Origin of the sequence: Burkholderia sp. 572, assembly GCF_040545135.1 — a bacterium.
Lineage (GTDB): Bacteria > Pseudomonadota > Gammaproteobacteria > Burkholderiales > Burkholderiaceae > Burkholderia > Burkholderia cepacia.
Genome location: NZ_JBEPLH010000032.1, coordinates 25,594 through 52,542, shown reverse-complemented (window position 1 = coordinate 52,542; position 26,949 = coordinate 25,594). Strand labels below are relative to the sequence as shown.

Annotated in this window: 23 protein-coding genes and 2 pseudogenes; 10 read left to right on the top strand and 15 right to left on the bottom strand. The window is 63.7% G+C overall.

Annotated features, from left to right (window positions below; all coding sequences use genetic code 11):
- Nucleotides 1-6 precede the first annotated feature (6 nt).
- The 4 genes from rbsK to ABIC51_RS36755 form a co-directional block, all read right to left on the bottom strand.
- A complete protein-coding gene (gene rbsK / locus ABIC51_RS36770; RefSeq protein WP_027792398.1) occupies nt 7-933 on the bottom strand; it encodes a ribokinase in 927 nt (308 codons plus the stop codon).
- 340 nt (nt 934-1,273) lie between these two features.
- The gene (locus ABIC51_RS36765; RefSeq protein WP_027792399.1) at nt 1,274-1,951 is read right to left on the bottom strand and encodes a hypothetical protein; all 678 of its coding nucleotides are present in this window, start codon (nt 1,949-1,951) and stop codon (nt 1,274-1,276) included.
- 253 nt (nt 1,952-2,204) lie between these two features.
- Complete coding sequence (locus ABIC51_RS36760; RefSeq protein WP_146254778.1) at nt 2,205-3,062, bottom strand: PhzF family phenazine biosynthesis protein; 858 nt, start codon at nt 3,060-3,062, stop codon at nt 2,205-2,207.
- Between the two features lie 94 nt (nt 3,063-3,156).
- On the bottom strand, nt 3,157-3,975 hold the full coding sequence (locus ABIC51_RS36755; protein ID WP_027792401.1) for a TrmB family transcriptional regulator: 819 nt from the start codon (nt 3,973-3,975) through the stop codon (nt 3,157-3,159).
- 139 nt (nt 3,976-4,114) lie between these two features.
- Between ABIC51_RS36755 and ABIC51_RS36750 the strand changes: the two genes are divergently transcribed.
- The 4 genes from ABIC51_RS36750 (at nt 4,115) to ABIC51_RS36735 (ending at nt 8,081) form a co-directional block, all read left to right on the top strand.
- Nucleotides 4,115-4,480 (top strand): RidA family protein, encoded by a 366-nt coding sequence (locus ABIC51_RS36750; RefSeq protein WP_027792402.1) that lies wholly within the window; start codon nt 4,115-4,117, stop codon nt 4,478-4,480.
- Nucleotides 4,477-5,682 carry an MFS transporter gene (locus tag ABIC51_RS36745; protein WP_175901623.1) on the top strand — a complete coding sequence of 402 codons (1,206 nt, stop codon included), beginning with the start codon at nt 4,477-4,479 and terminating at the stop codon, nt 5,680-5,682. Before ABIC51_RS36750 ends, ABIC51_RS36745 begins: the two co-directional genes overlap by 4 nt.
- 281 nt (nt 5,683-5,963) lie before the next feature.
- Nucleotides 5,964-6,653, top strand: coding sequence for an NUDIX hydrolase (locus ABIC51_RS36740; RefSeq protein ID WP_146254780.1), 690 nt, complete (start codon nt 5,964-5,966; stop codon nt 6,651-6,653).
- 36 nt (nt 6,654-6,689) lie between these two features.
- Entirely contained in the window at nt 6,690-8,081 is a 1,392-nt protein-coding gene (locus ABIC51_RS36735; protein WP_175901625.1) for a DHA2 family efflux MFS transporter permease subunit, read from the top strand.
- A 46-nt stretch (nt 8,082-8,127) separates the two neighbouring features.
- Here the strand turns inward: ABIC51_RS36735 and ABIC51_RS36730 are convergent, their stop codons facing one another.
- The gene (locus tag ABIC51_RS36730) at nt 8,128-9,099 is read right to left on the bottom strand and encodes an AraC family transcriptional regulator (RefSeq protein ID WP_175901627.1); all 972 of its coding nucleotides are present in this window, start codon (nt 9,097-9,099) and stop codon (nt 8,128-8,130) included.
- Nucleotides 9,100-9,193: 94 nt separating this feature from the next.
- Here ABIC51_RS36730 and ABIC51_RS36725 point away from each other — a divergent pair, with 94 nt between their 5' ends.
- Nucleotides 9,194-10,024, top strand: coding sequence for an oxidoreductase (locus ABIC51_RS36725; protein ID WP_059486036.1), 831 nt, complete (start codon nt 9,194-9,196; stop codon nt 10,022-10,024).
- A 391-nt stretch (nt 10,025-10,415) separates the two neighbouring features.
- Here ABIC51_RS36725 and ABIC51_RS36720 read toward each other — a convergent pair whose 3' ends face one another.
- Complete coding sequence (locus ABIC51_RS36720) at nt 10,416-11,099, bottom strand: glutathione S-transferase (protein WP_027792408.1); 684 nt, start codon at nt 11,097-11,099, stop codon at nt 10,416-10,418.
- Between the two features lie 135 nt (nt 11,100-11,234).
- Between ABIC51_RS36720 and ABIC51_RS36715 the strand changes: the two genes are divergently transcribed.
- The gene (locus ABIC51_RS36715) at nt 11,235-11,810 is read left to right on the top strand and encodes a TetR/AcrR family transcriptional regulator (protein WP_027792409.1); all 576 of its coding nucleotides are present in this window, start codon (nt 11,235-11,237) and stop codon (nt 11,808-11,810) included.
- 354 nt (nt 11,811-12,164) lie between these two features.
- Here the strand turns inward: ABIC51_RS36715 and ABIC51_RS36710 are convergent, their stop codons facing one another.
- Complete coding sequence (locus tag ABIC51_RS36710) at nt 12,165-12,737, bottom strand: cupin domain-containing protein (protein ID WP_354006957.1); 573 nt, start codon at nt 12,735-12,737, stop codon at nt 12,165-12,167.
- Nucleotides 12,738-12,818: 81 nt separating this feature from the next.
- Nucleotides 12,819-13,229, bottom strand: a complete 411-nt coding sequence (locus tag ABIC51_RS36705; protein WP_027792411.1) for a hypothetical protein — start codon at nt 13,227-13,229, stop codon at nt 12,819-12,821.
- Nucleotides 13,230-13,456: 227 nt separating this feature from the next.
- On the opposite strand from ABIC51_RS36705, the gene ABIC51_RS36700 reads away from it, so the two are divergent.
- Nucleotides 13,457-14,296 (top strand): AraC family transcriptional regulator, encoded by an 840-nt coding sequence (locus tag ABIC51_RS36700; protein WP_027792412.1) that lies wholly within the window; start codon nt 13,457-13,459, stop codon nt 14,294-14,296.
- A gap of 103 nt (nt 14,297-14,399) precedes the next feature.
- Here ABIC51_RS36700 and ABIC51_RS36695 read toward each other — a convergent pair whose 3' ends face one another.
- From ABIC51_RS36695 to ABIC51_RS36680, 4 genes are all read right to left on the bottom strand, one after another.
- The gene (locus ABIC51_RS36695; protein ID WP_080981996.1) at nt 14,400-14,972 is read right to left on the bottom strand and encodes a Fur family transcriptional regulator; all 573 of its coding nucleotides are present in this window, start codon (nt 14,970-14,972) and stop codon (nt 14,400-14,402) included.
- A 124-nt stretch (nt 14,973-15,096) separates the two neighbouring features.
- Nucleotides 15,097-16,566 (bottom strand): efflux transporter outer membrane subunit, encoded by a 1,470-nt coding sequence (locus ABIC51_RS36690; RefSeq protein WP_354006956.1) that lies wholly within the window; start codon nt 16,564-16,566, stop codon nt 15,097-15,099.
- Nucleotides 16,553-19,645 carry an efflux RND transporter permease subunit gene (locus tag ABIC51_RS36685; RefSeq protein WP_175901630.1) on the bottom strand — a complete coding sequence of 1,031 codons (3,093 nt, stop codon included), beginning with the start codon at nt 19,643-19,645 and terminating at the stop codon, nt 16,553-16,555. Before ABIC51_RS36685 ends, ABIC51_RS36690 begins: the two co-directional genes overlap by 14 nt.
- A 13-nt stretch (nt 19,646-19,658) precedes the next feature.
- Entirely contained in the window at nt 19,659-20,807 is a 1,149-nt protein-coding gene (locus ABIC51_RS36680; protein WP_175901631.1) for an efflux RND transporter periplasmic adaptor subunit, read from the bottom strand.
- 338 nt (nt 20,808-21,145) lie between these two features.
- Here ABIC51_RS36680 and ABIC51_RS36675 point away from each other — a divergent pair, with 338 nt between their 5' ends.
- Both ABIC51_RS36675 and ABIC51_RS36670 read left to right on the top strand, forming a co-directional pair.
- Nucleotides 21,146-23,431: a TonB-dependent receptor gene (locus ABIC51_RS36675; RefSeq protein WP_354006955.1), complete on the top strand. Its 2,286-nt coding sequence runs from the start codon at nt 21,146-21,148 to the stop codon at nt 23,429-23,431.
- A gap of 180 nt (nt 23,432-23,611) precedes the next feature.
- A pseudogene (locus ABIC51_RS36670) lies at nt 23,612-23,870 on the top strand (MFS transporter); the annotation flags it as partial.
- Nucleotides 23,871-24,098: 228 nt separating this feature from the next.
- On the opposite strand, the pseudogene ABIC51_RS36665 reads toward ABIC51_RS36670, so the two are convergent.
- Together ABIC51_RS36665 and ABIC51_RS36660 are read right to left on the bottom strand one after the other, a co-directional pair.
- Nucleotides 24,099-24,338, bottom strand: a pseudogene (locus tag ABIC51_RS36665) (transglutaminase family protein); the annotation flags it as partial.
- 51 nt (nt 24,339-24,389) lie between these two features.
- Nucleotides 24,390-24,629 (bottom strand): hypothetical protein, encoded by a 240-nt coding sequence (locus ABIC51_RS36660; RefSeq protein ID WP_027792420.1) that lies wholly within the window; start codon nt 24,627-24,629, stop codon nt 24,390-24,392.
- Between the two features lie 420 nt (nt 24,630-25,049).
- Between ABIC51_RS36660 and ABIC51_RS36655 the strand changes: the two genes are divergently transcribed.
- On the top strand, nt 25,050-25,886 hold the full coding sequence (locus ABIC51_RS36655; protein WP_021157880.1) for an alpha/beta fold hydrolase: 837 nt from the start codon (nt 25,050-25,052) through the stop codon (nt 25,884-25,886).
- A 138-nt stretch (nt 25,887-26,024) separates the two neighbouring features.
- Here ABIC51_RS36655 and ABIC51_RS36650 read toward each other — a convergent pair whose 3' ends face one another.
- Nucleotides 26,025-26,912, bottom strand: coding sequence for a LysR substrate-binding domain-containing protein (locus tag ABIC51_RS36650; protein WP_264165659.1), 888 nt, complete (start codon nt 26,910-26,912; stop codon nt 26,025-26,027).
- Between the last annotated feature and the right edge of the window lie 37 nt (nt 26,913-26,949).

The window sequence follows — 26,949 nt, the reverse complement described above, 5'->3', positions numbered from 1 at the left end:
CGCCGTTCAGATGCCGGCGTCGCGGAGGAAGCGTTCGAACGTCGCGGTGTCGGCGTACGACTTCTGCGTGCCGAGGCCCGTGACCGAATGCGCGGCGTACGCGGACGCGTAACGCATCGCGTCGAGCGCGTTGCGCGATGCGGCGTAGCAGCGCGCGAAGCAGCCGATGTATGCGTCGCCGGCGCCTGTCGTGTCGCGCGCGTCGACCGGCACGCCGGGCACGTGCCGCACGCCGTCGCGCGAGACCAGCAGCGAACCGTCGCTGCCGAGCGTGACGAGCACGTGCTTCAGCCCGCGCGCGACCAGCGCTTCGGCGGCGCGTGCCGCGGTGTCGCGCGAATCGACCGGCATGCCCGACACGATCGCGAGCTCGGTTTCGTTCGGCACGAAGAATTCGACGGTGCGGATCCGCTCGAAATCGAGATCGGCGACCGCGGGCGCGGGGTTCAGCAGCACCGGAATGCCGTGGCGTGCGCCGAATTCGATCGCGTGATAGACGGTGTCGAGCTCGATCTCGAGCTGCAGCACGATCAGCGCGCATTCGGCGAGCTGCGGCGCGGCCGCGTCGATGTCGGCCGGCGTCAGGTGGCGGTTGGCGCCCTTGACGATCAGGATGCTGTTGCTCGAATCGGGCTCGACGAAGATCGGCGCGACGCCGCTCGGCACGCCGGCGACCTTGCGCACGTGCGTGGTGTCGATGCCTTCTCGCTCGAAGTTGCGGATCGTGTTGTCGGCGAACACGTCGTCGCCGACCTTCGTGACCATCACGACGCGCGCGCCGAGGCGGGCGGCCGCGACCGCCTGGTTCGCGCCCTTGCCGCCGCAGCCCAGTTCGAAATTCGGCGCCTCGAGCGTTTCGCCCCGGGCGGGCATGCGTGCGACGTAGGTCACGAGGTCGACCATGTTGCTGCCGATAACGGCGATTGTCTCCATCTGCGTCTCTTCCTTGGTATGGGGTGCGCCGCGCGGGTGGTGGGCGGCGGCATGCACGATATGATAATAAAATCACATTGATTGTGAAAATGCAATCACATGATGTTTGAAGGGTTACGCTCGACGCGCGATGTGGATGGGGTGGCTTCCCGGGGAAATCGACGTGTTGGCCGGTTTTGCCGTCGGATGTCGGATGAATTCGACGCGGCAGGGCCCCGCGCCGCGGAGCGCCGCAGCAGGAATGCCGTTCGGATGTGGGGAGGGGCGCCGGGCGTGACGGGCCGGCTCGACCGATCCGGCGGCGGCGATGCGGGCGCTTTCGCGTGTTCTTGCCCGGCGCTTACGCGTACTCGGCGATCAGCGTATCGAGATTGCGCTGCGCGAGCGGTGTGAGCGGCGCGAATTCCGCCGATTGAAACAGCGGAACCTGTGCGCGCAGATGTTCGAGCGCCTGCTTGCGGCCCTCGCGGAATGCAGCCGACGGCGCATCGGGATCCTGCGCCCACTCGCATGCGATTGCGCGATCGTATTCGCGCAGTCGATCGGGCGCGGCCGCGAGGATCGCGAGATCCGCGTCGAGAAAAATCCGCCCGGCGCGCTGGAGGTCGGGGGCGGACGCGAACGCATCGGGCAGCCGGTGCGACTTCGTCGCGAGTACGAGATCGTGCGCAACGGACACATGCGATGCGTGCGCACGCAACCAGGATGCGCTGCAGTGTGCGTTCGTGACCTGCACGAGCCATTGCGCGCTGCATGCTTCGTTGTCCGCATGATCCGGCAGAGTCGTCGCATACACGAAGTCGTGCGCCCATACCGCAAGCTCGATCACCGGCCACAGCGGTTCCGCGCGATACGGTGCGAGATGCGCGAACAGCTCGGCCAGGTGCGCGAGCGTGTGGTAGTGGCGTTGCGGCTCGCCATACGCGTGCTCGACGAGCGGCCAGACGGCGGTCGTGCCGAAGCAGGCATCGCAGGAGGCGTGCAGCGTGCGGACGAGGTCGGGGGCGAGGGCGTTCATGAGCGGCAATCGGCTCGGGCTGGCGATGCGCGCAGCATAACAAACGCGGCGGCGTGTGCCGTGCTTGCTGCGTTTCGATCCGGCGATAGCCGCGGATCTTGTCGCCGGCATATCGCGGCGTGGCGGGCGGGGCGGCCACACCGCATTGCCGATCCGGCGGTGGCCGGACGGTGGCGGCCGGTTCGTCATCGCAACGGGTTGCCCGCGCGCAGCGCGATGCTGACGATCGCGACGATATTTCCGCCCGGCGCGTCTACACGTTGACGACGCCGCGCCCGAGTTCGATCACGCGCCCGCCGACACCGATCTTGCCGTTTGCACTGACCGACAATCGCAGCAGGCAAGGCCGACCGACGGCTTCGCCTTGCTCGACCTGAAACGCGGCGGGCAGGTCGCGGTTCATCGCAAGCAGCCACCCGCCCAGATTCGCGCAGGCCGATCCCGTCCCCGGGTCTTCCGACACGCTGCCTTGTTTCACGAAGAAGTAACGCGACACCACCGTGCCCGGACGCTCGGCGTCGAACGCGAATACATACGCGGTCTTGCGGCCGAGGCTGCTGGTCGGCCAGATGCCGATGCCCGCGCTGTCGGGCTGCGCGCGGCGCACGGCGGCGGGGTCCTTCAGCGCGACGAGCAACTGGTCGGCGCCGGTATCGACCCAGATTGGCGGGGCGAGCAGGTCGTCTTCCGTCAGCCCCAGCAGGGCCGCCGTCCGGGCATCGGACAACTCGCAAGCCGCCGTCTTCGGCATGCCGGCATGCGGCGCGGTAAACGTCCACACGTCGCCGTGCGCGCCGACGTCGACCACGCCGGCCTTGAATTCGAGCGCGAGTTCGTTGCCCGCGCCCAGAAGGTCGCGCACGACATGCGCGGTGCCGAGCGTCGGATGGCCGGCAAAGGCCATCTCGTAGCCCGGCGTGAAGATGCGAACCCGCGCATGCGCGCGCTCCGACGGCAGCACGAAGGTCGTTTCGGACAGGTTGAACTGCACGGCGAGCGCCTGCATGGTCGCGTCGTCCATGCCGCGCGCATCCTCGAATACGCAAAGCGGGTTGCCGCCGAACGTCGATTCGGCGAATACGTTCAGCAGGCGGAAGGCATAGGCGGTCATTGGACGCTCGCGTCAGTGTGGTGATTCACGTACCTGGGTGGAGTGCGCGCCGCGCGATGCGCTTCGCACGGGCAGCTGTGCAGGGTCGCAAGGGTCAGCTCGCCTTGTCGAGCGGTGCAAGCATCGCCTGCATGTCGGGATGCTTCAGGACTTTCCGGTACTCCGCCGGGCTCATTGCGTCGATCAACACGCGCCCGCTCACGTCCGCCTTGATGTACTCGACCGCGAGCAGCGCAATGACCGGGTTGGTCGTCAAGGTGGCGTGATCGGGCGAATGATCGCCGAATTCCGCCACCACGGCCTCGGTGTTGTCCGCCACGGCGACGGCGAGCCGGCGGCCGGACAGCCTGAGCCGCGCGCTGGCGCCGCATTTGGCCATGTCGTAGTGGCGCGGCCCGTTGAGCGTGCGATTGCCGTAAATCGCCACGTGCGTGTCGACGCCGCGTGCCGCGGCGGCCTCGAGCAGCGGCCCGAGGTCGTCGATCTCTTCGTCCCAGACGCCCGCGAAGATCTGCGTTTTCGCGTTGACGATGACGCGCGCGAAGGCGCTGGCGATCGCTTCCCGCCCGCTCAGCGACCAGACGAGCCCCGGCTCCTGTTGAACCGGCAGCCGGTCGAGCGCGCCTGCGGCCGTTTCGAGATCCGCATTGAAGCGCTTGCGCAAATCCTCGAGCAACGACCGGTGGGGCACGGCCGCATAGCGGACGGGCTCGGAACGGTTGACGAGCACCGCACCGCGCGCCTCCAGACGCCCCAGCGTTTCATAGATCTTCGAAGGCGGCATGCCGGCGCGCCGGCCGACTTCCGCCCCCGTCAGCGCGGCCTGCCCGACGAGGGCCGCGTAGGCCTGCGCTTCGTATTGGGTGAATCCAAGCCGGATCAACGACGTGATCAGCTCCGTGTTTTCGCTCATGTGTATCGGCTCCGGCTCTTGCGCCCACGGCGACTTGCATGGGCTTGCTCGATTAACTACTGGAGTAGTATACAATCGCTCGAACTTACTACCCAAGTAGTAGGCGATGCTTCTCAACCTGACTGGAGAGATCTTCAACATGCGAAAACGGATCAGCACCGGCTCCCCGTGGGAGCCCAAGGTCGGCTACTCGCGCGCGGTGGTCGTCGACAACACCATCTACATTTCGGGGACGGCCGGCAAAGGCGCGGACGTGTACGCGCAGACACGCGATGCGCTGGCGACGATCGACCGGGTGCTGGCGGACAGCGGGTTCTCGTTGTCCGACGTCGTCCAGAGCCGCCTGGTGGTCGCGGACTTCGACAACTGGGAAGCCGCCGCACGCGCGCACGGGGAGATCTACGGCGATATCCGGCCGGCGTTTTCGCTGGTGCATGCGCTTCCGTTCGTCGATCCGGAGATCCTGGTCGAAGTCGAGGCGATCGCGGTCAGGCCTGCGGCATGACCGTCGCCGGCAACCGCGGGCCGCTGTCCCGCACCGCGACGGCCGTGCTTGCGCTGGCGGCCGGCGTGGCGATCGCCAACGGCTATGCGTTGCAGCCGTCGCTGTCGGCGATCGCGAGCGAGTTCGGGGTGGCGGCGTCGCGCATGGCGGCGCTCGCCTCCGTGACGATGCTCGGTTATCTGGTCGGCCTCGCCGTGCTGGTGCCGCTGGTCGACCGCTTCAGCCCGCGCGTGCTTGTCTCGATGCAGATGGGCGCGCTCGCGTTGTTGCTCGCGTGCGCGTCGTTGTCGCCCGGGCCGCTCGTGCTCGATGCCGCGTTTTTCTTGGTGGGCGCGGCAACCACGGTCGCGGCGCAATGCAGCGCCGTCGCCGGAAAACACGCGGATCCGCAACGGCGCGGCGTGGCGATGGGGGCCGTGTCGGCGGGCATTTCCGCCGGGATCCTGCTGAGCCGTTTCGCGGGCGGCGTGTTGTCGCAATGGTGCGGATGGCGCGGCGCGTTGCTCGTGCTGGCCGGATGCGTTGCGCTGGCCGCCGTCGGCGGTGCGGTGCTGTTGCCGGGCGGCCGGCCGGAGGGGCTGCCCGGCCGTGCGAACGCGATCGCCGCGATTCCGCGGCTGCTGCGCGACAGTGCGCCGTTGAGGCGTCGTACCTGCGCCGGCATGCTCTGGTTCTTCGCGTTCAACCTGGTCTGGGTGGGGCTCGCGCTTCGTCTGGCCGAGCCGCCGTATAACCTGGGTGCCGCCGCGATCGGTGCGTACAGTCTCGCGGGCGTGCTGGGCCTCGGCGTGACGCGCGTTGCCGGAAAACTCGCCGATCGATTCGGCGATCGCGCGGTCATCCGGGGCGGGCTTGTCGTGGCGGCCGTGTCGACCTTGCTCCTTGCCGTTGCGCTCGGTCGACCTGGATGGCTGGCTGTCGGGCTGGCGTTGTTCGATGCCGGTTGCTTTGCCGCGCAGGTCGCGAACCAGACGCGCGTCGTCGCGATTCAGCCGGCCCGCGCCGGGGCCTTGAGCGCAGCGTACCTGACGCTGTACTACGCGGCCGGCGCCGGCGGTGCCGTCGCGGCCGGGCTGCTCAACGCGCGGGTCGGGTGGGGCGCGATGATGATCGTGACGGCAGCGGCCATCGCGGCGGCCGGGTGGATCGGTACCGCATCGGCGCGCATCGATGCGCGGAGCGAGCCGACATCCGTCGCTTGAGCGAGGACGCGACGTGCGCGCGCGGTCGAACGGAGTCTCGCTTTTTCGTGCATGATCGGTTTCTCCGTTGATCGACGGCGATCGGGTTTCGGCATTCAATCATCCGCAACGCTGGCGGATATTTTTACGCCGGAGCAGACAGTCGCGCACCCGCGCGTGTCATTTGCGATCGCATGCGAACACCGGTTCATCGGATTGACCACAACGACGCCGCGCCCATGCAACACGTGTCGGGTTCAGTGTCGTGCAGCGTGTGCAGGTGCCGCACGCAGGAGGCAGACATGGAACCAGACAGAGGCGTCGTGAATACCGGCGCCGGGTTGGCAGGCGCGCACGTGGAAGCCGGCTCGCCGCAGGCCGCGCTGGAAGTGATCGTCCGTGGCGTCGAAGGTCACGGCATTCCTGCCGGCACCGACTGGCCGACGGCGAAGCAATTCCTCGCGGACAACGACGGACAGTGGAAATTCTCGGCGGTGCTGGTCGCGATCGTCGCGCGGCGCGAGCCGACGATCCTGTTGACCCGGCGCGCGTCGAATCTCAGCGAATACTCGTCGCACGTGAGCTTTCCGGGCGGCCGCCCGGCGGAGGCCGACCGCGATATCGGCGCGACCGCGTTGCGCGAGGCGTTCGAAGAGATCCGCCTCGCGCCCGGCGCGGTCCGCGTGGTCGGCAGCTTGCCGATCCATAAAACCAGAAAGCGTCACCACGCGATCTTTCCCGTGATCGGCATCGTGCCGGAAACGGCGACATGGGAGGCGGCGCCCGCGGAAGTCGCGGAAATCTTCGAGTTTCCGTTCGCCGCGCTGCTGAATCCGGATCTGCCGCGTCAATACACGGACGGCGAACGCATGGGCGCGTGGTATTGGGCGGAGCAGACCCAGGACATCTGGGGCGTGACGGCCTTCATCCTGAATTCGCTCGCGGGCCTGGCACGCGATGCCGCGCACGGCGCGCCGGCGCGCGGCGACTAGTTCATGCACCGGGCCTGCGTCCGGCAAGGGTGATTCATGGAGATCGCGGAAACGTTCGGCGACGACGGATTCGACATCCCTCGCCGCTATTTTGCGGCCGTCGCGATTCTGGTCGGCGTATTCATGTCCGCGCTCGACAGCGCGATCGTCAATATCGCGCTGCCGACGATCTCGACCGACCTGCGCGTGAGCGCGGCGTCGGTCATCTGGGTCGCGAACGGGTATCAGGTGGCGAGTGCGGCGACGATGCTGACGTGCGCGTCGCTCGGCTCGAGAATCGGCGAGCGACGCTTTTATACGATCGGGCTGGTGTTGTTTACGATCGCGTCGCTCGGCTGCGGGCTGGCGTCCACCTTCGGCGCGCTGGTGGCGATGCGGGTCCTGCAGGGCATCAGCTACGCGATCCTGATCAGCGTCGGCTACGGTCTCTACCGGGTGATTTTCCCGCCCGCCTCGCTCGGGACGATCTTCGGTGTCAATGCGCTCGTATTTGCGGTGGGGACCGCCGTCGGCCCTGCATTGGGCGGCCTGATCGTCTCGTGGGCATCGTGGCCCTGGCTGTTCTTCATCAACCTCCCGTTCGGGATCGCCGCGATCGCGTTCTCGTTCGTCGCGCTGGGAAAAGACACGCATCGGGAGCGCGGCTTCGACGTGCCGGGCGCGGTGACTTCCGCCGCGGCATTCGGCCTCCTTGCGCTCGCCGTCGACCAGATCGGGCGGTGGAGCAACCGTACCGTGCTCGTGCTTGCCGGCGCTGCGGCCGTGCTGATGCTGGCATTCTGCGTCGGGCAGGCCAGGGCGCGGCATCCGCTGTTGCCGCTGGACATTTTCCGGTCGCGCCGATACACGTTCGCGGTGCTGACGTCCGTGACGATGTTCGTGTCGCAGGGCATGGCGCTGGTCGCGTTGCCGTTCGTGCTGCAGCACACGTATGCGTACGGCGTGCTGAAATCGGCGCTGGTCTTTACGCCCTGGCCGATCGCGGTCGCGCTGTGCGCGCCGTTTGCCGGGCGACTGGCGAATCGTTTCAATGCGACGCAGCTGTCGAGTGTCGGCGTGCTGATGTTTTGTCTCGGGATCGGTTCGCTGATCCTGTTGCCCGCGCAACCATCCGTCGTGGATTTCCTGTGGCGCGTCGCACTGTGCGGCGTGGGGTACGGCTTCTTCCTGCCGCCGAACAACAAGGAGATGTTCGCCAACGCGGCGAAGAACCGCACGGCCACCGCTTCCGGCGTGCTGTCGACCGCGAGAACGACAGGTCAGTCCATCGGCGCCGCGCTGGTTGCCGTGGTGATCGCGCTCGTCAGCGGCGCGAGCGGAGGCGAGGGCGAGCGGCAATTTCCCGTCTACGTGTTCGCATTGGCCTGCGCGATCGCCGCGCTGTCGTTCTTCGCGAGCGTCGCGCGTATCTATCGGCAGCGGGGCTAAATGCGGTCGACGGAAATTGGCGCGCGGGCCTGGCGCGGTACCCGATTCAATGTGAAGACACGAACACCGCATCGTCGAATGCCGCCGGAATGGCGAAGCTCTCGCGCATGCGCTGCGTTTCCTTCGCCGGCGTCAGGCCGAACAGGCGTTTGAATTCGCGGCTGAACTGCGACGGGCTCGTATAACCGACCGCGTAGCCGGCCGCCTCCGCCGTCAGATCCTCGCGCACCATCAGCAACCGCGCCTGATGCAGCCGTGTCGACTTCAGGTACTGCATCGGCGACACCTGCGTGATTGCCTTGAAGTGGCTGTGAAAGCTCGGCACGCTCATGCCGGCTGCGTCGGCCAGTTGCGGCACGTCGAGCGGTTGCGCGTAATCGGCGTGAATCACGCGCAGCGACCGGCCGATCCGGCCGAACTGCCCGCGCATCGCCAGCGCGCTGCGCATCGCGCTGCCCTGCGCACCGGTAAGCACGCGGAAATACAACTCGCGCAGCAGCGCCGGGCCGAGCACCGCGGCATCGAGCGGCCGGCCCATCGCCTCGACGAAACGCAGCACCGATGTGTGCATCGTTGCGTCCATCGGCGTCGACATCATGCTCCTGGGCGCCTGCACGGGCTCCGCGATGCCTTCGCGGTCGATCTGTGCCGCGAGTTCGGCGGCCATCGTGAAATCGAGGTGCAGATACAGCGCGAGCAGCGGGCGCTCGGGCGTGGCGTCGGTTTCCATGCTGAACGGCACGGGCACGGACACCGCCAGGTAGTGATGCTCGTCGTACAGATAGCGCTCGCCGCCGAAGTAGCCGCGCTTGCAGCCCTGGCACACGATCACGATGCCCGGGTCGTACAGCACCGGCGTGCGCGACAGCGCGCGGTTCGACCGCAGGATGCGCACGCTCGGCAATGCCGTCAGGTTGTAGCCTTCGTCGGGCGCCAGCGCGCGCAGCAGCGTCACCAGACGCTTCCGGTCGCGCGGCGGCAGCGATGGGGATTGGGCGGAGGCGGGCTCGAGGCTCATAGTTTTGTGCAAGAAAATCAGCGGAATCGGGCTTATTCGACGGGGTTCGTCAGACTAGTATGCACGCTCCAATCGACATACGGGAGAAGCTCACATGGCATCCGCAAACCTCATGCTCATTACCGGCGTCAGCAGCGGCTTCGGCCGCGCGCTCGCGCAGGAGGCGCTTGCCGCAGGTCACACGGTGGTCGGCACCGTGAGAAGCGCGCAGGCGGCGCAGGCTTTCGAAGCGCTGTCCGCGCGGGCATTCGCGCGGGTGCTCGACGTGACCGACTTCGATCGCATCGACGGTGTCGTGGCCGAAATCGAGGCGAACGTCGGGCCTGTCGACGTGCTCGTGAACAACGCCGGCTACGGGCACGAAGGGATCATGGAAGAAGCGCCGCTCGCGGAGATGCGCCGGCAGTTCGACGTGAACGTATTCGGCGCGGTGGCGATGATGAAGGCGGTCGTCCCGTTCATGCGCGAACGGCGGCGCGGGCGCATCCTCAACATCACGTCGATGGGCGGCCACATCACGATGCCGGGCATCGCTTACTACTGCGGCAGCAAGTTCGCGCTGGAAGGCATTTCCGAAGCCGCCGGCAAGGAACTCGAGCCGTTCGGCATCGCGGTGACGGCCGTGGCGCCGGGTTCGTTCCGCACCGACTGGGCCGGCCGGTCGATGATGCGCACGCCGCGCTCGATCGCCGATTACGACGCGATCTTCGACCCGATTCGCCAGGCGCGCGAGGAGAAGAGCGGCAAGCAACCGGGTGATCCGGTGAAAGCGGCGCGGGCGATACTCGCCGTCGTTGCGGCACAACATCCGCCGGCCCATCTGCTGCTCGGCAGCGATGCGCTGCGGCTCGTGCGCGGCAAACTCGCGGCGCTGGACGAGGAAATCCGGGCATGGGAGGCGGTGACGGTATCGACGGATGGTTGAAGGGCGTAAGTCGAGATGTGAACTGTCAGTTAGTCAGCGTTAGTTCAGGTCTGGGATTGCTTCGCTGTTGCTTCGTCAGGGCCGTGATCGCCCCCGAGCTGCCATTCGGCTCGGTGGGTTCTCAGCGGCTGCTGTCCAACTGGAACGGCCTCCGTGGCGGTCGTACGCGAAGCCGTGTGCCACGACCGCGTCCTTCCACTCCGCATTGCTACGCGAGCACCGCGCGCAGTACGCCTCTACGATTGACCGATCTGCTGCGAAACGTTTGGCGTCGTGCGGCCATCCGGTATCGATCGCGTAGACGAGTCGTCGAAGTTGCGCAGGCAGGTCGTTCCCGATTTGCAACCAAGGATTGGTCGACCGTCGATGACGGTCGGGCACGACTGCTGTTTCAGGCGAATGCCGGCTGGTTCTTGACGCTGGGACGTTCCCGCATTCTCGTGTACCAATCCAGCAGCGCCCCGCACTCCGCAGGCACGGTTAACTTCACGATTGACGCAAAGACGAGACCGCCGATGACGGTGATGTCGGCCATAGAGAAGGCATCCCCAGCGACAAACGGCTGCTTTTTCAGGACGTCATTGAAGTAGTGCATGCCCCTCAGGGCTTTGTCGCGCTGACGAAGCCCCCATTCGGCGTTCTGATAGAGCTCGACGTTGGGTCCCAACCCTGGCGTGGCATGGTGGAAATAGACACTGATTGCGTCGAGCAACTCCAGCTCGGCGCGCTTGCTCATCATGTGGATCACGCCTTTTTCGAGTGGTGTCCTGCCGGTCAGCGTGGGTGCGCCATCGAGCGTATCGAGGTATTCGGTAATGGCTGTGCATTCGGCGATGCACGTTCCGTCGTTTAGTTCGAGGACCGGCAGCGTTCCCGAGTAGTTTTTCTCGGAGATGAACTCGGGCCTTTTGTGCTCCCCCTTGTAAAGGTCGACCATCACGAACTCGACGCGCGATCGCAGACCTTTCTCGGCCAGGGCGATACGGACGCGTGTCGGATAGGGGCCTTTGGGGAAATCGTAAATCGTCATGATCGGGAGTTGGGTTACGTCGAAATCGGTGGTGCTGAAAGCCATGCGTGCCTCTCTATGCGGTTTGTCACACGGGGTCGGATGATATGGGGAGTGGATATCTACATCTACCTAACGTTCGTTAGGTTTACGGTAGAAGGTATAATTGCGGATGTCAACGGCCGTGGAGGCGGTAGCAGAGTGAAGAACGAGTCAGGCCTGAGTTCCAGGGAGCGAATCCTGGTGGCCGCCACAAAGATTGCCCAGGCGCACGGCTACAGCGGGCTGAACTTTCGTGATCTCGCTGAAGCTGTCGGCATCAAGGCCGCGAGCATCTACCACCACTTCGCAAGCAAGGCCGATCTTGGCGCAGCGGTGGCGAGGCGGTATTGGGAGGAATCGGCAGCTGCGCTGGATGCGATTTTGGCCGAATCCGCAAATCCGATCGATTGCCTGCGCCGCTATCCCGATACGTTTCGCAAGGCGCTTGAGCATGGCAATCGCATATGCCTGTGCAGCTTCATGGCAGCCGAATCCGATGACTTGCCGGAAACGGTGACGAAAGAGGTCCAGACTTTTGCCGATGTGAATGTTGCGTGGCTGAGCAAGGTGCTGTCCGACGCGGCCGTGGTCAGCGCCGACGATAGCGAACGGCGTGCTCGCGCCATCTACGCCGCCGTCGCTGGCGCTCAGCTCATTGCCAGGAGTCGCTCCGATATTTCTGTCTATGACGGGTTAATTGAAAGTTATCGCATTGCGGGTCTTCTGCCGGCATAGCCGCATCGAGCAAGTCGGCTTTGCGGACTTTCGTCTCAGCGAGGTACGGACGGCCGCTTTTCGCAGTGAACGGATCTACGAGCGTAGGATCAGGCGTCACCATGATGTCGCTTCCTGATCGAATGGGGCCGGCCGCTCCGTGATGGATGACCGGCGCAGATCGACCCACTCCAGCCGGTCGCCGTGCCAACAGTGTAAGGGCAGGTAACGGAGCACTCCGGCCGGAAACGCCGTTCGACGGGGGAAAGGAGTCGAAGTACGGATCGGAGGGGGGGCGGAAGCGATGGTGGGGCACGAAAAACGTCTACGGCCTCACAAAAGTCGCCGCGCGTCCATGTGCGCGCCGCGCGCCGGTCAAAGCAGCCGTGGCGTGCCGACCCAGACCAGCACGGCTTCGTCGTCGCGCGTGTTGGTCCAGATAGGCGGAATTGTCGATTCATAGTGCGCGCTGTCACCCACGCCGAGCACGAACGTTTTGCCTTCCAGCGTGATCGTCACTTCACCGCTGAGCACATGCACGAATTCCTCGCACGCGTGCGTGGTTCCTTTGCTTGGTCGCTCGCCGGGCGACATGCGCACGAGAATCGCTTCGAGTTGGCGGTCGCCCGGCCGAATCGACAGGCGCGCGAGCAGATCGGCGGAATCGGCGAAGGCGAAGTACCGCAGATCCTTACGACGTCGCACGCAACTTTCCTCGGTCGGCGTATCGATGAAATAGCTGGCGGACACGCCCAGCGCTTTCGCGATGCTCGCGAGCGAAGTGATCGACGGGCTGGCGTGATCTCGTTCGACCTGCGAAAGAAAGGGCTTGGAAAGCTGCGAGACGGTCGCGACGTCGTCCAACGTGCGACCCTGGCGCTGGCGCAGCAAGCGAATCTTGCTGCCGACGGAGACGGAGCGCTGGGTTTCGACCGTTTTCGATGCCATTGACCTGCCTCATTTCTTCAGTGCTCGTACCGCCTCTTAACGCGCCGGCCTCCAGATTCCGACCGACCTCATTAGTCGGGCCTAGTGCGACCATGCATCCGTTTGCTCGCCCAGCAACAACCTCCGCGCCAGGGCCAGCGCCTCGTCTTTCGTCGCAACCGTGAGCATGGGATAGCCCCAAAATTTTTCGTATACCAAAGCGAACGCCTTGGTCGCCAGTCGCTTGGCGGTATTCGGTTCGATGTAGATCCCTGCCTTGACGAAGGTCCGCAATTCGCTCTTGTGGCGTTTCATCCAAAGCGAGGTTTGCTTCCTTTCTTCCGGCGAATGTTCGTGTTCGCCTTTATCAAGCCCCTCGTCGTTGAGTAAGACGAAAACTTCCTTCCGTGCGAGCAATCCCTCGAACTCGGCAAAAGGCGAGACTGTGGGGTCGGTGCCTGGTGCGTTTAGTCGCATCCAGACCAAGGGGAACTTCGAGGCGTCAATCAACATGCCAATACTCCTTCGGCGCATCACGGGAAATAGCTGGCAGTCCCACTTCGTCAAGAAAAATGGGATACCCCTCCGGACCGGCAGCGCAATAGCCCTGGCGAGCAGAACGACCAGCATGGTCAATCACACGATACCGGCGGAATGACTGGACGTCATTGCACAAGTTGGCCATAATATTTTTCAATTAGGCCAGCGCCTCATCTTGGATCCGAAGCCCGATACGCATCATGTCAAGCATTGCCATCACCGATCCGGCCGTGGCCAAGGACGTGGATAACCTGCCCCGGCCCGTTGTCGCCCTGAGTGCCATGTCGGTAGCCAAGGGCTGGGAACATGCGAGGCATCGGCACCGCAGGGCGCAACTGCTTTACTCCGTCCGTGGCATCCTCAACTGCGAAATCGAAAACGGTGTCTGGATCGTGCCGCCGCAATGCGCGGTATGGATACCGGGAGACTTGCCCCACTCGGCACGGGGATCCGGTGAAACCGAATGTCATTGCCTGTTCGTGGAGCCTGATGCCGCACCGGATCTTCCGAAAACCTGCTGCACGATCTCCGTCTCGCCATTGCTGCGCGAGTTGCTTCTGAAGGTGGCCGGCTTCCCCGCGTCATACCCGTCGGGCGGCCGGGAAGACCGACTGATTGCCGCGTTGCTGGATGAGTTGGCGGCGGCTCCGGTAGAAGACCTGCATTTGCCGATGCCGCGTGATCCGCGATTGCGCCGACTCGCGGAAATGCTGTTGGCCGATCCTACCGACAAAACCTCAAAGAGCGATTGGGCTACCCGCATTGGCATGAGCGAGCGAAGCATGAGCCGGCTTCTGCTGCACGAAATCGGCATGAGCTTCGGACGCTGGCGCCGGCAACTGCATGTGATCCTTGCGCTTCAACGCCTGACCATCGGCGAAAGCGTGCAAACGGTGGCGCTGGAACTGGGCTACGAAAATGCCAGCGGGTTCATCACCATGTTCCGCAAGGCGGTAGGCAAGCCGCCAGCACGATACCTTTCCGATCGAACGACAAACGCGCAGTCCGATGCCGTACGCGGCATCGTGCTTCCCGATTAAGTCTCACCTTGAGTGGAGCGTGCCGTCGTCCACCGAGCATGGTGGCTTGGCAGCAAAAAGTGGCGAGGCGCTGTCAGATCGGGCGACCTCGGTTTAAGGTCACCTATTCTCTTCTCCTGCGGAACGGCCGACATTCCGCACACGTCACGGTGATGGTAAAAGCTGGCTCGTTGTCGAGATCGAAGCCTTCCTTGGTCGCCAGTGATCGGAGATGCTCGTGCAATGCCCGATCCTCAATAAAAACCAATCGCGCGCCACAGTGGCAGCGCACGGTGTCGTTCTGAAGGTTCTTCCTGTCCGGCTTGAGCGCGTAGAGTGCGCGGCCTTGTGCGCCCTCCGTACGGACCAGCAAGCCGGAGGTCCATAAATCATTCAGCGCACGGTAGATCGAGGCCGGTTTGAGGCTGTCGAGTTGCGTGCAGAGGATGCGATACATTTGACTGGCATCCAGACAGCGCGGCGCCGCCTGTTCCAGTACGGACAGGACACGGGTACGAGCGATCGTCGGTCGCAGTCGGCTGGCCGCCAATCGTTGTTCCTGAGACGACATCGGCGGTGTGGTCGCCGGACAGGCTGATGTGGTGTGCTTCATCGTGTGTTTGCCAGACGGCAGGCTCTTGCTACCGAATGATGTAATCAGGTCAATGATCCGAGGCGGGTCGTCGTGCGGGTCCATATCCATATTCCTTCGCTATGCTGAACTTCCGGTTGTTCGCGACAACGCGGAGCCGCGTGGCTAATGGTTGGCATCAGACATCGGCGCGACGGTGAGATCGCCCACGCGCCGATGCCCTCAAGCATTACTGCGTACTGGCCTGTTCCCAGCCACCACCAAGCGCCTTGAATACGCTGACTCGCGCAGAACCGACTCGCTGGTCAGCAGCGGCCACCTGGGCTTTCGCGTCGATCAGACTGGTCTGTGCCACGATCACGTCGAGGTAGCTGATGGAGCCGGCGCGGTAGCGCTGGTCGGCCAGCCGGAAGGCATTCTCGGCACGGTTACGCGCCTCTACCAGTGCATCGCGCTGCTGCATCGCCGCGCCATAGGCGCTCAACGATTGCTCCGACTCCTTCAGTGCATTCAGCACGGCACCGTCGAAGCTGGCCAGCGACGCCGCGCTTTGTGCCTTCGCCTGCGCAATGCGACTTCGAGCCACCATCATGTTGGGGAACGTCCACGAGATGAGTGGCCCAAAAGAGAAGGACAAGGTGCGATTGCCTTTCAGGTAGTCGTTGCGCAGGTAGTTACCCGAAGCGCCCAGCGTGACACGCGGATAGAGATCCGCCACGGCCACGCCGATGCGGGCGGTATCCGCCGCCAGTTGGCGCTCGGCCTGACGCACGTCGGGGCGACGACGCAGCAGCGCAGTGCCATCGCCGACCGGCAACGCACCGGAAATCTCGGGAGCCTTGGTGCAGGCACGCGCCGGTTCCGGCACTTGCGAGGGCGTGCGCCCCGTCAACGCGGCCAGCTCGAACAGTGCGGCTTCGCGCTGGCCTTGCAAGGGCGGCAATGCGGACTGGGCCTGGGCCAGCGTGAGGCCAGCCCGTTCGACATCCAGATGCGACGCCGAGCCCGCGTGCGCCTGGCTGTCGATGAGATCCAGGCTGCGCTGGGCCAGTTCGACGGACGAGCGCGCTACGCCGATGGACTCACCGTAGCTGCAGGCGTCCACATAGGCCCGCGTCGTCTCCGCAACAACAACGACCCTGGCGGCATCGTAGGCGGCGGCGACTGCATCGGTGTCGTCGCGGGCAGCCTCGATGTCGCGCCTGACCCGACCGAACAGATCGAGTTCATAGGAGACGTCGAGGCCCGCGTTGTAGCTCCATTGCGCGGGGGCCTGGCCAGTGCCGGACCACGTGGTCTGATCGCGCCCGTATCCCACGCCTCCTGACATACTGGTCGAAGGGAATTGCCCGCTGCGCGCTTCCGTGTAGATGGCCCGCGCGCGATCGAGGTTGGCCATCGCCACGCGCAGGTTGGGATTGGCCGACAAGGCTTCCTGCACCAGCTTGTCGAGCGCGGGGTCGTCATACAGCTTCCACCAGTTCGCGGGCAGCGCTTCGGCAACATCCGTATTGGATGGGCGACTGACGAAGGGGCCTGCAGCGGTTTCCGGTAAGGCCGGCGCGTGGTAATCGGGGCCGCTGGCACAACCTGCGGTGATAACGGCGACGGCCACCGCCATGAAGGCAGCGCGCGGAGAGGGAAGCGTCGCCGGACGCGACACAACAGGCATCGCAGGAACCAGTTTAAAGGGCGACATCAGGAGCCTCCGCAGTAGCGAGTTCGCGGGCGCGAGAACTTTCCGCTGTTGCCCGGTGATCCTTGGCGATGAAGCTGTAGATGGTGGGTAGTACGAACAGCGTGAAGAGGGTGCCGACCATCATGCCCATCACCACCACGATGCCGATGGAGAACCGGCTGGCCGAGCCTGCGCCGTCTGCAAACAGCAGCGGCACAAGGCCGGCGACCATTGCCGCGGTGGTCATCAGCACGGGACGCATCCGCACCGCCGCTGCCTTCTCGATCGCCTCGATGCGGCTCAGGTTTTCGTGGTGCTGGATATGGTTGGCGAAAGTGACCATCAGGATGCCGTGCTTGGAGATCAGGCCGATCAAGGTGACCAATCCGATCTGGGTGTAGATATTGAGCGTGGCAAAGCCCAGCCACAGCGGCACCAGCGCGCCGCAGACCGCCAGCGGCACCGTCACCAGGATCACCAGCGGATCGCGCAGGCTCTCGAATTGCGCCGCCAGCACCAGGAAGATCACCACCAGCGCGAAGCAGAATGAGACCAGCAGACGGTTGCCTTCCTGCACGAACTGGCGGCTGTCGCTGAGCCAGTCCACACTGGTGCCGGGCGGCAGCGGCTGCGATTGCAGGAACTTCACAGCCTCGCCCATGCTCACGCCCGGCGCCGGCAGCATTTCGAGCGTGGTCGAATTCATCTGGCCGAACTGGGTGAGCTGGTTCGCTTGCGGGCGCATCTCGACATGCGTCACGGTCGACACTGGCACCAGTGCGCCGGAGGTCGTTTTGACATAGAAACGCCCGAGGTCTTCCGGTGTCATACGCTCGGCGCCGCGCACTTGCGGAATCACGTCGTAGGAGCGGTCGTGGAAGTTGAAGCGATTGACGTAGTTTTCGCCGACCAGCACGGCAAGGGTATCGGCGACAGACTGCATGGTCACCCCCATTTCGCTGGCCTTCGCATTGTCGATCGTGATGTGCGCCTGCGGGCTGTCGTAGGACAGGTCGTTCTGCACGTAGAGGAACAGACCGCTGGCATAGGCCGCTGCCTTGATCTTCTCGCCGGTCTCGTACAGCGTCTTGAAGTCGTCGGGCGAGCGCAGCACCATCTGCACCGGCAGGCCGCCGCTGGAACCCGGTAGCGGGGGCAACTGCACGGCGGTCAACGTCTCGCCGTCGATGGCGCCGCCGGCGGCTTGAATCTGCCCCTGGATCTCGGTGGCCGACCGCTTGCGTTTCGACCAGTCCTTGAGGATCGCGCCACCCAGCATCATGTTCTGGCCACCGGCGGAGTCGCCGATGTTCATGAAGCTGCTGTCGAACTCGGGAATCTGCTCGAACAGCTTTTCGATCTGCTGAGCATAGCGGGCGGTGTAGCCGACGCCCGCATATTGCGGGGCCTTGGTGACGACGATGACGGCGCCTTGATCCTCGGTCGGCGCCAATTCGCGGCGAGTGCCGGTGAACAGCACCGCGATGGCGGCCAGCACGGCCACACCGACCAGCAGCACCGCACCGCGAGCGGCTAGCGTGCGGGCCAGCAGGCGCCCATAGAACGCCGTCAGCCCTTCCATGTAGTGCTCGACCCGCTTCGCCAGCCGTCCCTCGCCCTGCCTGGAACTGAGCAGCATCGAGCTCATCACCGGCGAGAGCGTCAGCGCGACTACTCCCGAGACGATGACCGAGCCGGCCAATGTGAAGGCGAACTCCTTGAACAGCGCGCCGGTCAGTCCACCCATCATGCCGATTGGCGCATAGACCGCCGCCAATGTGATAGTCATGGCGATCACCGGCCCGACGATTTCGCGTGCGCCGAGCAGGGCCGCGCGCACAGGTGTCAGCCCCTCCTCAATGTGTCGATGGATGTTCTCCACCACGACGATGGCATCGTCCACCACCAGACCGATCGCCAGCACCATCGCCAGCAGTGTCAACAGGTTGATCGAAAAACCGCAGACCAGCATCAACGCAGCGGTACCGACCAGCGACAACGGAATGGTGACGACCGGAATGATCACCGCGCGGAACGTGCCGAGGAACAGGAAGATCACCGCGATCACGATCACGATGGCTTCCACCAGCGTGTGTTTGACTTCCTCGATCGAAGCATTGACGAAGCGCGCGACATTGTAGTTCGGCGCTACCGTCAGTCCTGGGGGCGCCATTGCGCGAATCCTGGTCAGCAGTTCGTTGGCCTGCTTGACGATCTCCAGTGGATTCCCGGCCGGCGTCGGCTGGATGGCGACGAAGATCGCGGGTATGCCGGTGGCGAACGAGAGGCTATTGTAGTTTTGGCCGCCTATTTCCACGGTGGCGACATCCGACAACCGCACTACGCCTCCGCCGGGGCTCGACTTCACGACCATCTGGCGGAAGTCCTCGACGCTGCGCAAATCGGTGGCCGCGCTGATGTTGGTGACAGTCAGCGCGCTCTTGAGCTGGCCCGGCGCGGCCTGCACGTTGTTGGCGCGCAGCGCGGCCGATATCTCGCCGGCCGACAGCCCGCGCGCGGCCAACCTCACCGGGTCGATCCAGATGCGCATGGCCAGCGTCTGGCCGCCATAGACGTCCGCCGAGGCCACCCCCGGAATGCTGGTGAGCAGAGGTTGCGCAACCCGCGACGCGAAATCCGTCACTTGCGGGATCGACAGCGTCTTGCTGTAGAAGGCGATGTATTGCACGGCTGTACCGCCCTCGGTGGACTTGCTGATGACCGGATCGGTGATGCCTGCCGGCAACTGGTACTTGACCTGCTGCACCTTGGCAAGGATTTCGGTCATCGCTCGATCGGCGTTGGCGTTGAGCACCAATCGCGCCTTGATCTCGCTCTTGCCTTGCGTGGTAGTCGAACTCAGGTATTCAATGCCGCTGGCCGTGGCGATGGACTGCGCGATCGGCGTGGTCACGAAACCCTGCATCACGTCCTGGGTTGCCCCCGGAAGCGTGGTACTGACCGTGATGGTGGCGTTTTCGAGATAGGGGTATTGCCGCACAGGCAACAGGAAAATCGACGTGGCGCCCATCAACAGAATGAGCAGGCTGACGACCAGTGCCAGGATGGGTCGACGGATGAAGATGTCTGTAAAGCGCATGGCGTGGTTTCCTTTACCGCGCGCTGGCGCTGGAGGACACAACGGCCGGGGCGTCAGGTGTCGCCGTTGCCGAAGGGGGCGTGCCGTTGATTTTTACGGTCGCACCGGGCGGAAGACGGTTCTGGCCAGCCATCACCACGATGTCGCCAGGCTTGATGCCTTGGGATACCAGAACCTCCTCCCCGAGCCGGCGGCCGGTGATGACCGGCACGGCAACCGCCTTGCCGACTCCCTGCGCGTCGGCCCCTTTCACGACCACCACGCTGTCACCGGAGGCCGAAGTCTGGATCGCCGTCAGCGGCAATACGATATTGTCCGTCGTGGCGGGCAATACCAGCCGCGCCGTCACATACATGCCGGGTTTCAGCAACCGGTCGGTATTGGGCAACAGCGCCTGAACGGCCACATTGCGGGTTTCTCCATCGATACGCGGTTCGATGGCGCTGATCCTGGCGGTGAATACCCGCCCCGGCACAGCATCCACCGTTACCTGAACCGGTGCGCCCGACGTCAGCCTGGGCATATCCTGCTGCGGCAACGTGAAGTTGACATAGAGCGGATCGAGCTGGGTCAGCGTGGCGATCGCGTCTCCGGCATTGAGATACTGACCCAGGTTGATCCGTCGGATACCTAACTGACCGGAGAACGGCGCGCGAATCGACTTTTGCTGAATGCGTGCGTCCAGTTGCCGGACTGCCGCGGCAGTCTGGGCAGCGTCCGCCTTATGTTGTTCGAGCAATTCGCGCGGTTCCGCGCCGGTAGGCGCCAACGCTTGCGAACGCCTGAGTTGCAACTGGGCGAAATCGGCTTTGGCCACGGCGGCGGCACGATCCGCTTGTTCGGGGGCATCGTAGAGCTGAATCAGCACCGCCCCTTCCTTCACGGACTGGCCTGCGTCGAAATTGACGGCGGTCACTCGCCCCGAGGTATCGGGAGCCAGCAGCACTTCATGCACGGCTTGCAGGCTGCCAACGGCCTGCCACTCGTCGGCCACACTGCGAGGCTCTGCGCGGATCGTCGAGACAGGCATCGGCGGCATGGCCTGTTGTTCTGCGCCGCCGCTTCGAACAGCGCGCCAGGCATACAGCAGGCCGAAGACAACGACCAGCCCAACAACGCTTATGACAATGGGTTTGGTACGGGAGATAGCGGCGGTGCTCATGCGCGCCCCGCTCGAGCAAAGGGGATCGAGATGGCGCTTGAACGGCCGCGCATGGCCGATCTACCGATGATATGTGAGTGCACGGGTATTCCTCGGGAAGGACGAAGTTCTCGGCCGGCCAGAGAACAGGCATGGCAGGCCACGATGAGGCGCAGCCTACCCGTGCAGCTACACTTCTACATTGCGAAATCTAGTCAATTTATTTCGCAATACGGCCATCTCGATGGAAAGACATACACTTGGCCTGATTGAACAAGGAATTGGCCAAATCTCGCTACGGAGGTGTGTCGGCGAATCGGTAAATTGACGATCCCGATAATGCAAATGAGTCTCGTTTAATGTCTAACACGCCTCATATTGAAGGGCAATGTGCGGTACATCGCTCTCCCTTTCATCAATCCCTTGGCAGAAGTTCAGGCTCGATCGATGCGATGCGCGAAGGGCTCCCGGCGTGTGGCTTGCGTGTCGTCCGTACCGTCCGACATACATTGCTCAACGCAACGATTGCCGCAGCCGTCGCCGTCGCTGCTCCAGACGTGTTCGCTACCGAAGGAAAGCAAGCGCAATCAACCACTGAGTCGCCGGATAGCGGCACGTCGGCATCGAGCGCAGAGAGCGCAGTCCTTGAGCCCGTCACGGTCACCGCCCGGAAAACGACCGAACGCCTTCAGGATGTGCCTGAAAGCATCACGGTTCTGCAGGCGAAGACCCTGAAGGAATCGCCCTTCGATCCAGGTGTGGCTATCGCCGGCCATGCGCCCAATGTGCAATGGGTCAGCCGCGCCACAGGCTCCCAGTGGTTCTCAATTCGCGGTGTCAGTTCACTTGGGACGCCTGCCAACTACTCCGATGGCACGATCGCATTCAATGTCGATGGTGTGCCGAACAGCATGATGAGCGCGTCGAACATGTTGCTCGACGTCGACCATATCGAAGTGCTGCGCGGTCCCCAAGGCACGCTATGGGGAACCAATGCGCTGGGTGGCGCCATCAACGTTGTCACGAAGCAGCCTGACGGAACTCGGGATGTTCACGTGACAACCGAGGTCGGCGAACACGGCTATCGCATGGGCGAGGCAGTTCTTGGCGGCAATATCGTGCCCGGACAACTTGACGGACGGATGGCGATCCGTTACGGCCATGAGAATGGCGATATCAGTAGCCGTTACACCGACAAGCTGGGCAAGCGCGACATCGGCGCATTCCGTGGAGGACTACGCTTCACGGGGCTGGACGACACGCTCATCACAGTGACGGGCAACTATCTGCATGATCAGGCTAACTCCCCGCTCTATGTCCTGCGTAGCGCCAGTCAGTTTCCGACCAGTGGCATCCTGACCGAGCCGGACTTGAAGACAACGCAAGCGGGCGCCACCGTGACCGTCGAGCATTTTTTCAAGAATTTCCAGCTCACTTCCATCAGTTCCTACCAGCACAACAAGCTGGAAAGCGAACTCGATCTCGTGGACAAACTTGTCTATGACGCGATCGGGTTTCCCGCATCCAGTAACGTGGGCCACTCAACGGATCAGGAGAACATCTTCAGCCAGGAGATTCGGCTGAATTCACTCGAGGGTGCCCCGGTTCGCTGGGTCGTCGGTGCCAGTGCCATGCGAACCAACGGCATACGCTGGTGCAGCAGTACGCAGTGCGCGCCGCCTCCGTATTCCGGCTCAGTCGCGATGAAAAGCAATCTCGACACGACCAACCTAGGACTGTTCGGGGACGTTTCGATCCCCTTTGCGAACCGCTGGGAGTTCTCGATCGGCGGCCGGGTAAGCCATGACAATATCGAGATGAAGCAGGGCAACTCCCTGGGCCTCGCTTCGCTGACCGGCTCCAACTCAACGTCGCAAACCTATCCGACAGGTCGGGTAGCACTATCCTTCAAGTGGACGAACGACATTCAAAGCTACGTGTCGGTTGCTCGTGGTCACGCGTCACGGGTGTACCCGCTCTTTAGCTATCCTGTCGATGGCATCGTGGGCAACCCCTATCCGGCCGCTTTGGGGTGGACTTACGAAGCGGGCGTCAAGGCCGATCTTCTTAGCCATCGTCTTCAGATCGATGCCAGCGTCTATCACAACGACATCAAGAACGGTGTCATGTCCTATCTCGATCCTTCGCTTGGCGCCTTTCGGACAACATATCAGGACTACAAGACCAGTGGTTTCGAATTGCAGGCGCGCGCGCTCATCGCTGAAGGCTTGAGCTTCTCCGGGGGCGTCGGCTACATCCATAGCGAACTCGGAGCCAACGGCGCCGCGGTCAATACGGTCACTGGCAATCCTGTTCCGAACACACCGAAATGGACGGCGACGGCCGGGCTGCAATACGAAACCTCAGCCAAGGCGATTCATTTGCCGGGCAAGCTCTCCGCCGACCTTCAATACCAATACACAGGCAAGCGCACCGCGGATATCGACAAATCTTATTACCTTGATGCCTATAGCCTTGTGAATGCCCAGATTGGATGGAAAAACAAGGATCTCGAAGTCTATCTGTTCGGCCGGAATCTTTTCGACAAACGCTATGAAACCTTCGGCAGCCTGTACTCCGGCATGCAACTGGTTTCGGTCGGTCGCGGCCGTACCTTGGGGGTAGGCCTGACCATAAGCTTTTGATTACCGCCAGTAGGGTCGTTTGGTCATCTAGCCGCCCCAGCGCATCGAGAGATTTCACGTTATGGTGAGCAAGGGGCAGCACTATCGGATCGTCTTCGCGGGCTGTGGCGTGGCTGGCCTGTCGATCGCGTCCACAATCGGCGCTCGAACTGTGCCCGAGCGTCCCCCCAGGCTCACCTGATGGTCCGTCGCGCGGTGGCGCGCGCCACCTTCGGCACGGCGCTGGAATGGTTCGACTTCGCGGCGTACGGTGTCGTCGCGGCAACGATCTCCGAAGCTGTTCTTTCCGTCGCTCGACCCGACCGCGTCGCTGGCGAGCTTCTGAGCGGGACTCGCGGGCCGTCCGTTCGGCGCGGTGATCTGCGGCACGCTCGGCGCAACCTGATGCTGGTCACGGTGTCGGTGATGGGTCCGTCGTCGTTCCTGATGGGCCTGTTCACCGTCACTTCATCAAGGGCCGTGATCGACCCACAACGGGCATTCAACCTTCTCCAAAGCGGCCGCTGGGGGGGGGGCTCAATGCTTTGACCAGTCTTAGGACGTTGCGCCACGAACGCTCAGCTCTGCGCAATTCACCGTTCGATTCGAACGGCGACGTTGCCACGCGACGCATCCTATCCGTACATTTCCGCGCCGGCTCAGCGTCGGCAGGATCGTAGCTCGGTCCTTACTGGTCGCAGTGCACCTTGAAGTGCGTTAGCACGGCGGCCCCGAATGCATTGCTGATCGCGACATCCGCGGCATCGCGCCCGTATGCCATCAAAACACGTCCAATACGCGGCGCGTTGTTTCGCGGATCGAAGGTCGGCCAGCTACCGCCCACATAGGCTTCGAACCACCCCGCGAAATCCATCGGCGCCGCAACGGGCGGCAAACCCACATCGCTGATATAGCCAGTGCAATAGCGCCGTCCCCTATGCGATCACTGAGAGTATTGCATCGGGAAACAAACATGGAATCAGTCGACGGGACCGAGTAACACGTCGATAGCAGCTTGGCCGGCGATTTCGGCTACCAGATAGGCCCATCGCTCAGTAAAAGGGCCGTTGCGCAACGAGATGCGGCCTCCCCGCGCGCCGAGCACTTCGAGGTTTGTGGCGCCTTTAATCTGAAAGGTCACGTCAAAGGTGTCCTCATCAGCAGCCGGAGTCAATTCGACCTGAATCTCGAAGCCGCGGTACGCGATCGTTCGTTGCATGAAAGCCTCCCTTTCGTCTTCGGAGACTAGCATGAGTCAGCATCGGACGGCCTACGCAACTATTGGGCTAGGTAGTTATGCGTGCGCCACCACGTGATATTCAAAATTCTACGTACCGGAGCGTTCACGACCGCAACTACCAATTTGGTGAATGCGCCCCGATTGTCAGCGATCTAGGCGCCGTGTCGATCGACCGTTCTTGGCCGAACCGAGTCAGACGATCTGACGCTGTCTGTTCGGTCCAGTCCAGCCTTATACAGTTGACGCAGCGCCATCGTTCGCCCTTCGGGCGGGGGAGGGGGGGCACGTTGGTCGGATTGTTTACGGCCGCTTGCATCGTGGCGTCATCATTTAACAATACTGTCCGATAATGGCTCCCGGCCAGTGTGCCATGTTCATCCACGTCACAGGAGCATCGCGATGCCATACGTCACAACGAAGGATCACGTCGAGATTTTCTACAAGGACTGGGGCCCGAAGGACGCGCAGCCCATCATGTTCCACCATGGCTGGCCGCTGTCGAGCGACGACTGGGATGCGCAGATGCTCTTCTTCGTCCAGAAGGGCTATCGCGTGATCGCGCACGACCGGCGCGGCCACGGCCGGTCGGCGCAGGTGTCGGACGGCCACGACATGGATCACTACGCGGCCGATGCGTTCGCGGTCGTCGAAGCGCTCGACCTGCGCAATGCGGTGCATATCGGCCACTCGACCGGCGGCGGCGAAGTGGCACGCTACGTCGCGAAGCACGGCGAGCCGGCCGGCCGCGTCGCGAAGGCGGTGCTGGTCAGCGCGGTGCCGCCGCTGATGCTGAAAACCGATTCGAACCCCGAAGGCTTGCCGCTCGAGGTGTTCGACGGCTTCCGAAAGGCGCTCGCCGACAATCGCGCGCAGTTCTTCCTCGATGTACCGAGCGGCCCGTTCTACGGGTTCAACCGCGAAGGTGCAACCGTGCATCAGGGCGTCATCCGGAACTGGTGGCGGCAGGGGATGGAAGGCAGCGCCAAAGCGCATTACGAAGGCATCAAGGCGTTTTCGGAAACGGACCAGACCGAAGACCTGAAGTCGATCTCCGTCCCGACGCTCGTGCTGCATGGCGAGGACGACCAGATCGTGCCGATCGCGGATGCCGCGCTGAAGTCGATCAAGCTGCTGAAGAACGGCACGCTGAAAACCTATCCGGGCTATTCGCACGGGATGCTGACGGTCAACGCGGACGTCCTCAACGCCGACCTGCTGGCTTTCGTGCAGGCGTAACCGTGACGCTCGGCGCAGGCCCGCTTCGGCGGGCTGCGTTGTTTTTGGACGGCTGGCGGCACCCGGTAACCGTGGCCGGTAGCGCCCGTCAGCCCCGTCGCGCCGTCGGCCAGGCGGCCGGTTCGCCGGCCGCAGGGTTCAGCCCGGCCCGTTGAAGCGGATGCCCGGAAACGTCAGGCGCGGCATCCGGTCTTCCAGGAACGTGAGGAGTTCGCGCACCTGCGCGGCTTTGCCGGAGTCTTCCGGCCAGACGAGATAGTACGCGTCGCCGGTATTGACGGCCGTCTTGAACGGCAGCACGAGCTGCTTCTCGTCGATTGCCGTCGCGCACAGCGCGAGATCGCCGATCGAGATGCCGTGGCCGGCGATGGCCGCCGCGATGCCTTGTTCGAGCATGTCGAACACCTGCCCGCGCGTGATGTCCACGTCCAGGTCGTGGCCGCTGCCCTTGAGCCAGCGGCGCCAGTCGCGCCGGTCGGGCGACGGGTGGATCAGCTCGCACGCCGCCGGATTCGTGCGTGCGACCGTCGCGGTCGCACGCGAGCACACCGGAATCAGCCATTCGTCGAACAGCTTCACGCACTGCGTGGCCTCGCCGAACTTGCCCGTGCCGAGCAGGATCGCGCAATCGTAGGATTCGCTGAAGAAATCGACGGTGTCGACATCCATCCATACGCTCGCGATCTGCACTTCGAATGCGGGCCGCGTGTCGCGAAAGGCGGCCAGCGCGTCGAGCAGCCAGCGCATCGTGAGCGTGGACGGCGCCTTGAGCCGCAGCACGTCGCGTTGCGACTGGAACAGCATGCAGGCTTCCTCGATCTGCCGGAAGCCGCGCCGCAGGCCCGACGCGAAGATCTGCGCTTCCGCCGTCACGGTCATCCTGGGGCCGCGCCGGACGAACAGTTTCCGGCCGAAGTAGGCCTCGAGCGTCCTGACGTGCTTGCTCACCGCGCTCTGCGTGAGGCTCAGTTCCTCGGCGGCAAGCGTAAACGAGCCGGTGCGCGCGGCGCTTTCGAATGCGCGCAAGGCGTAGACAGGGGGAAGCGGTTTGGCCTTCACGGGG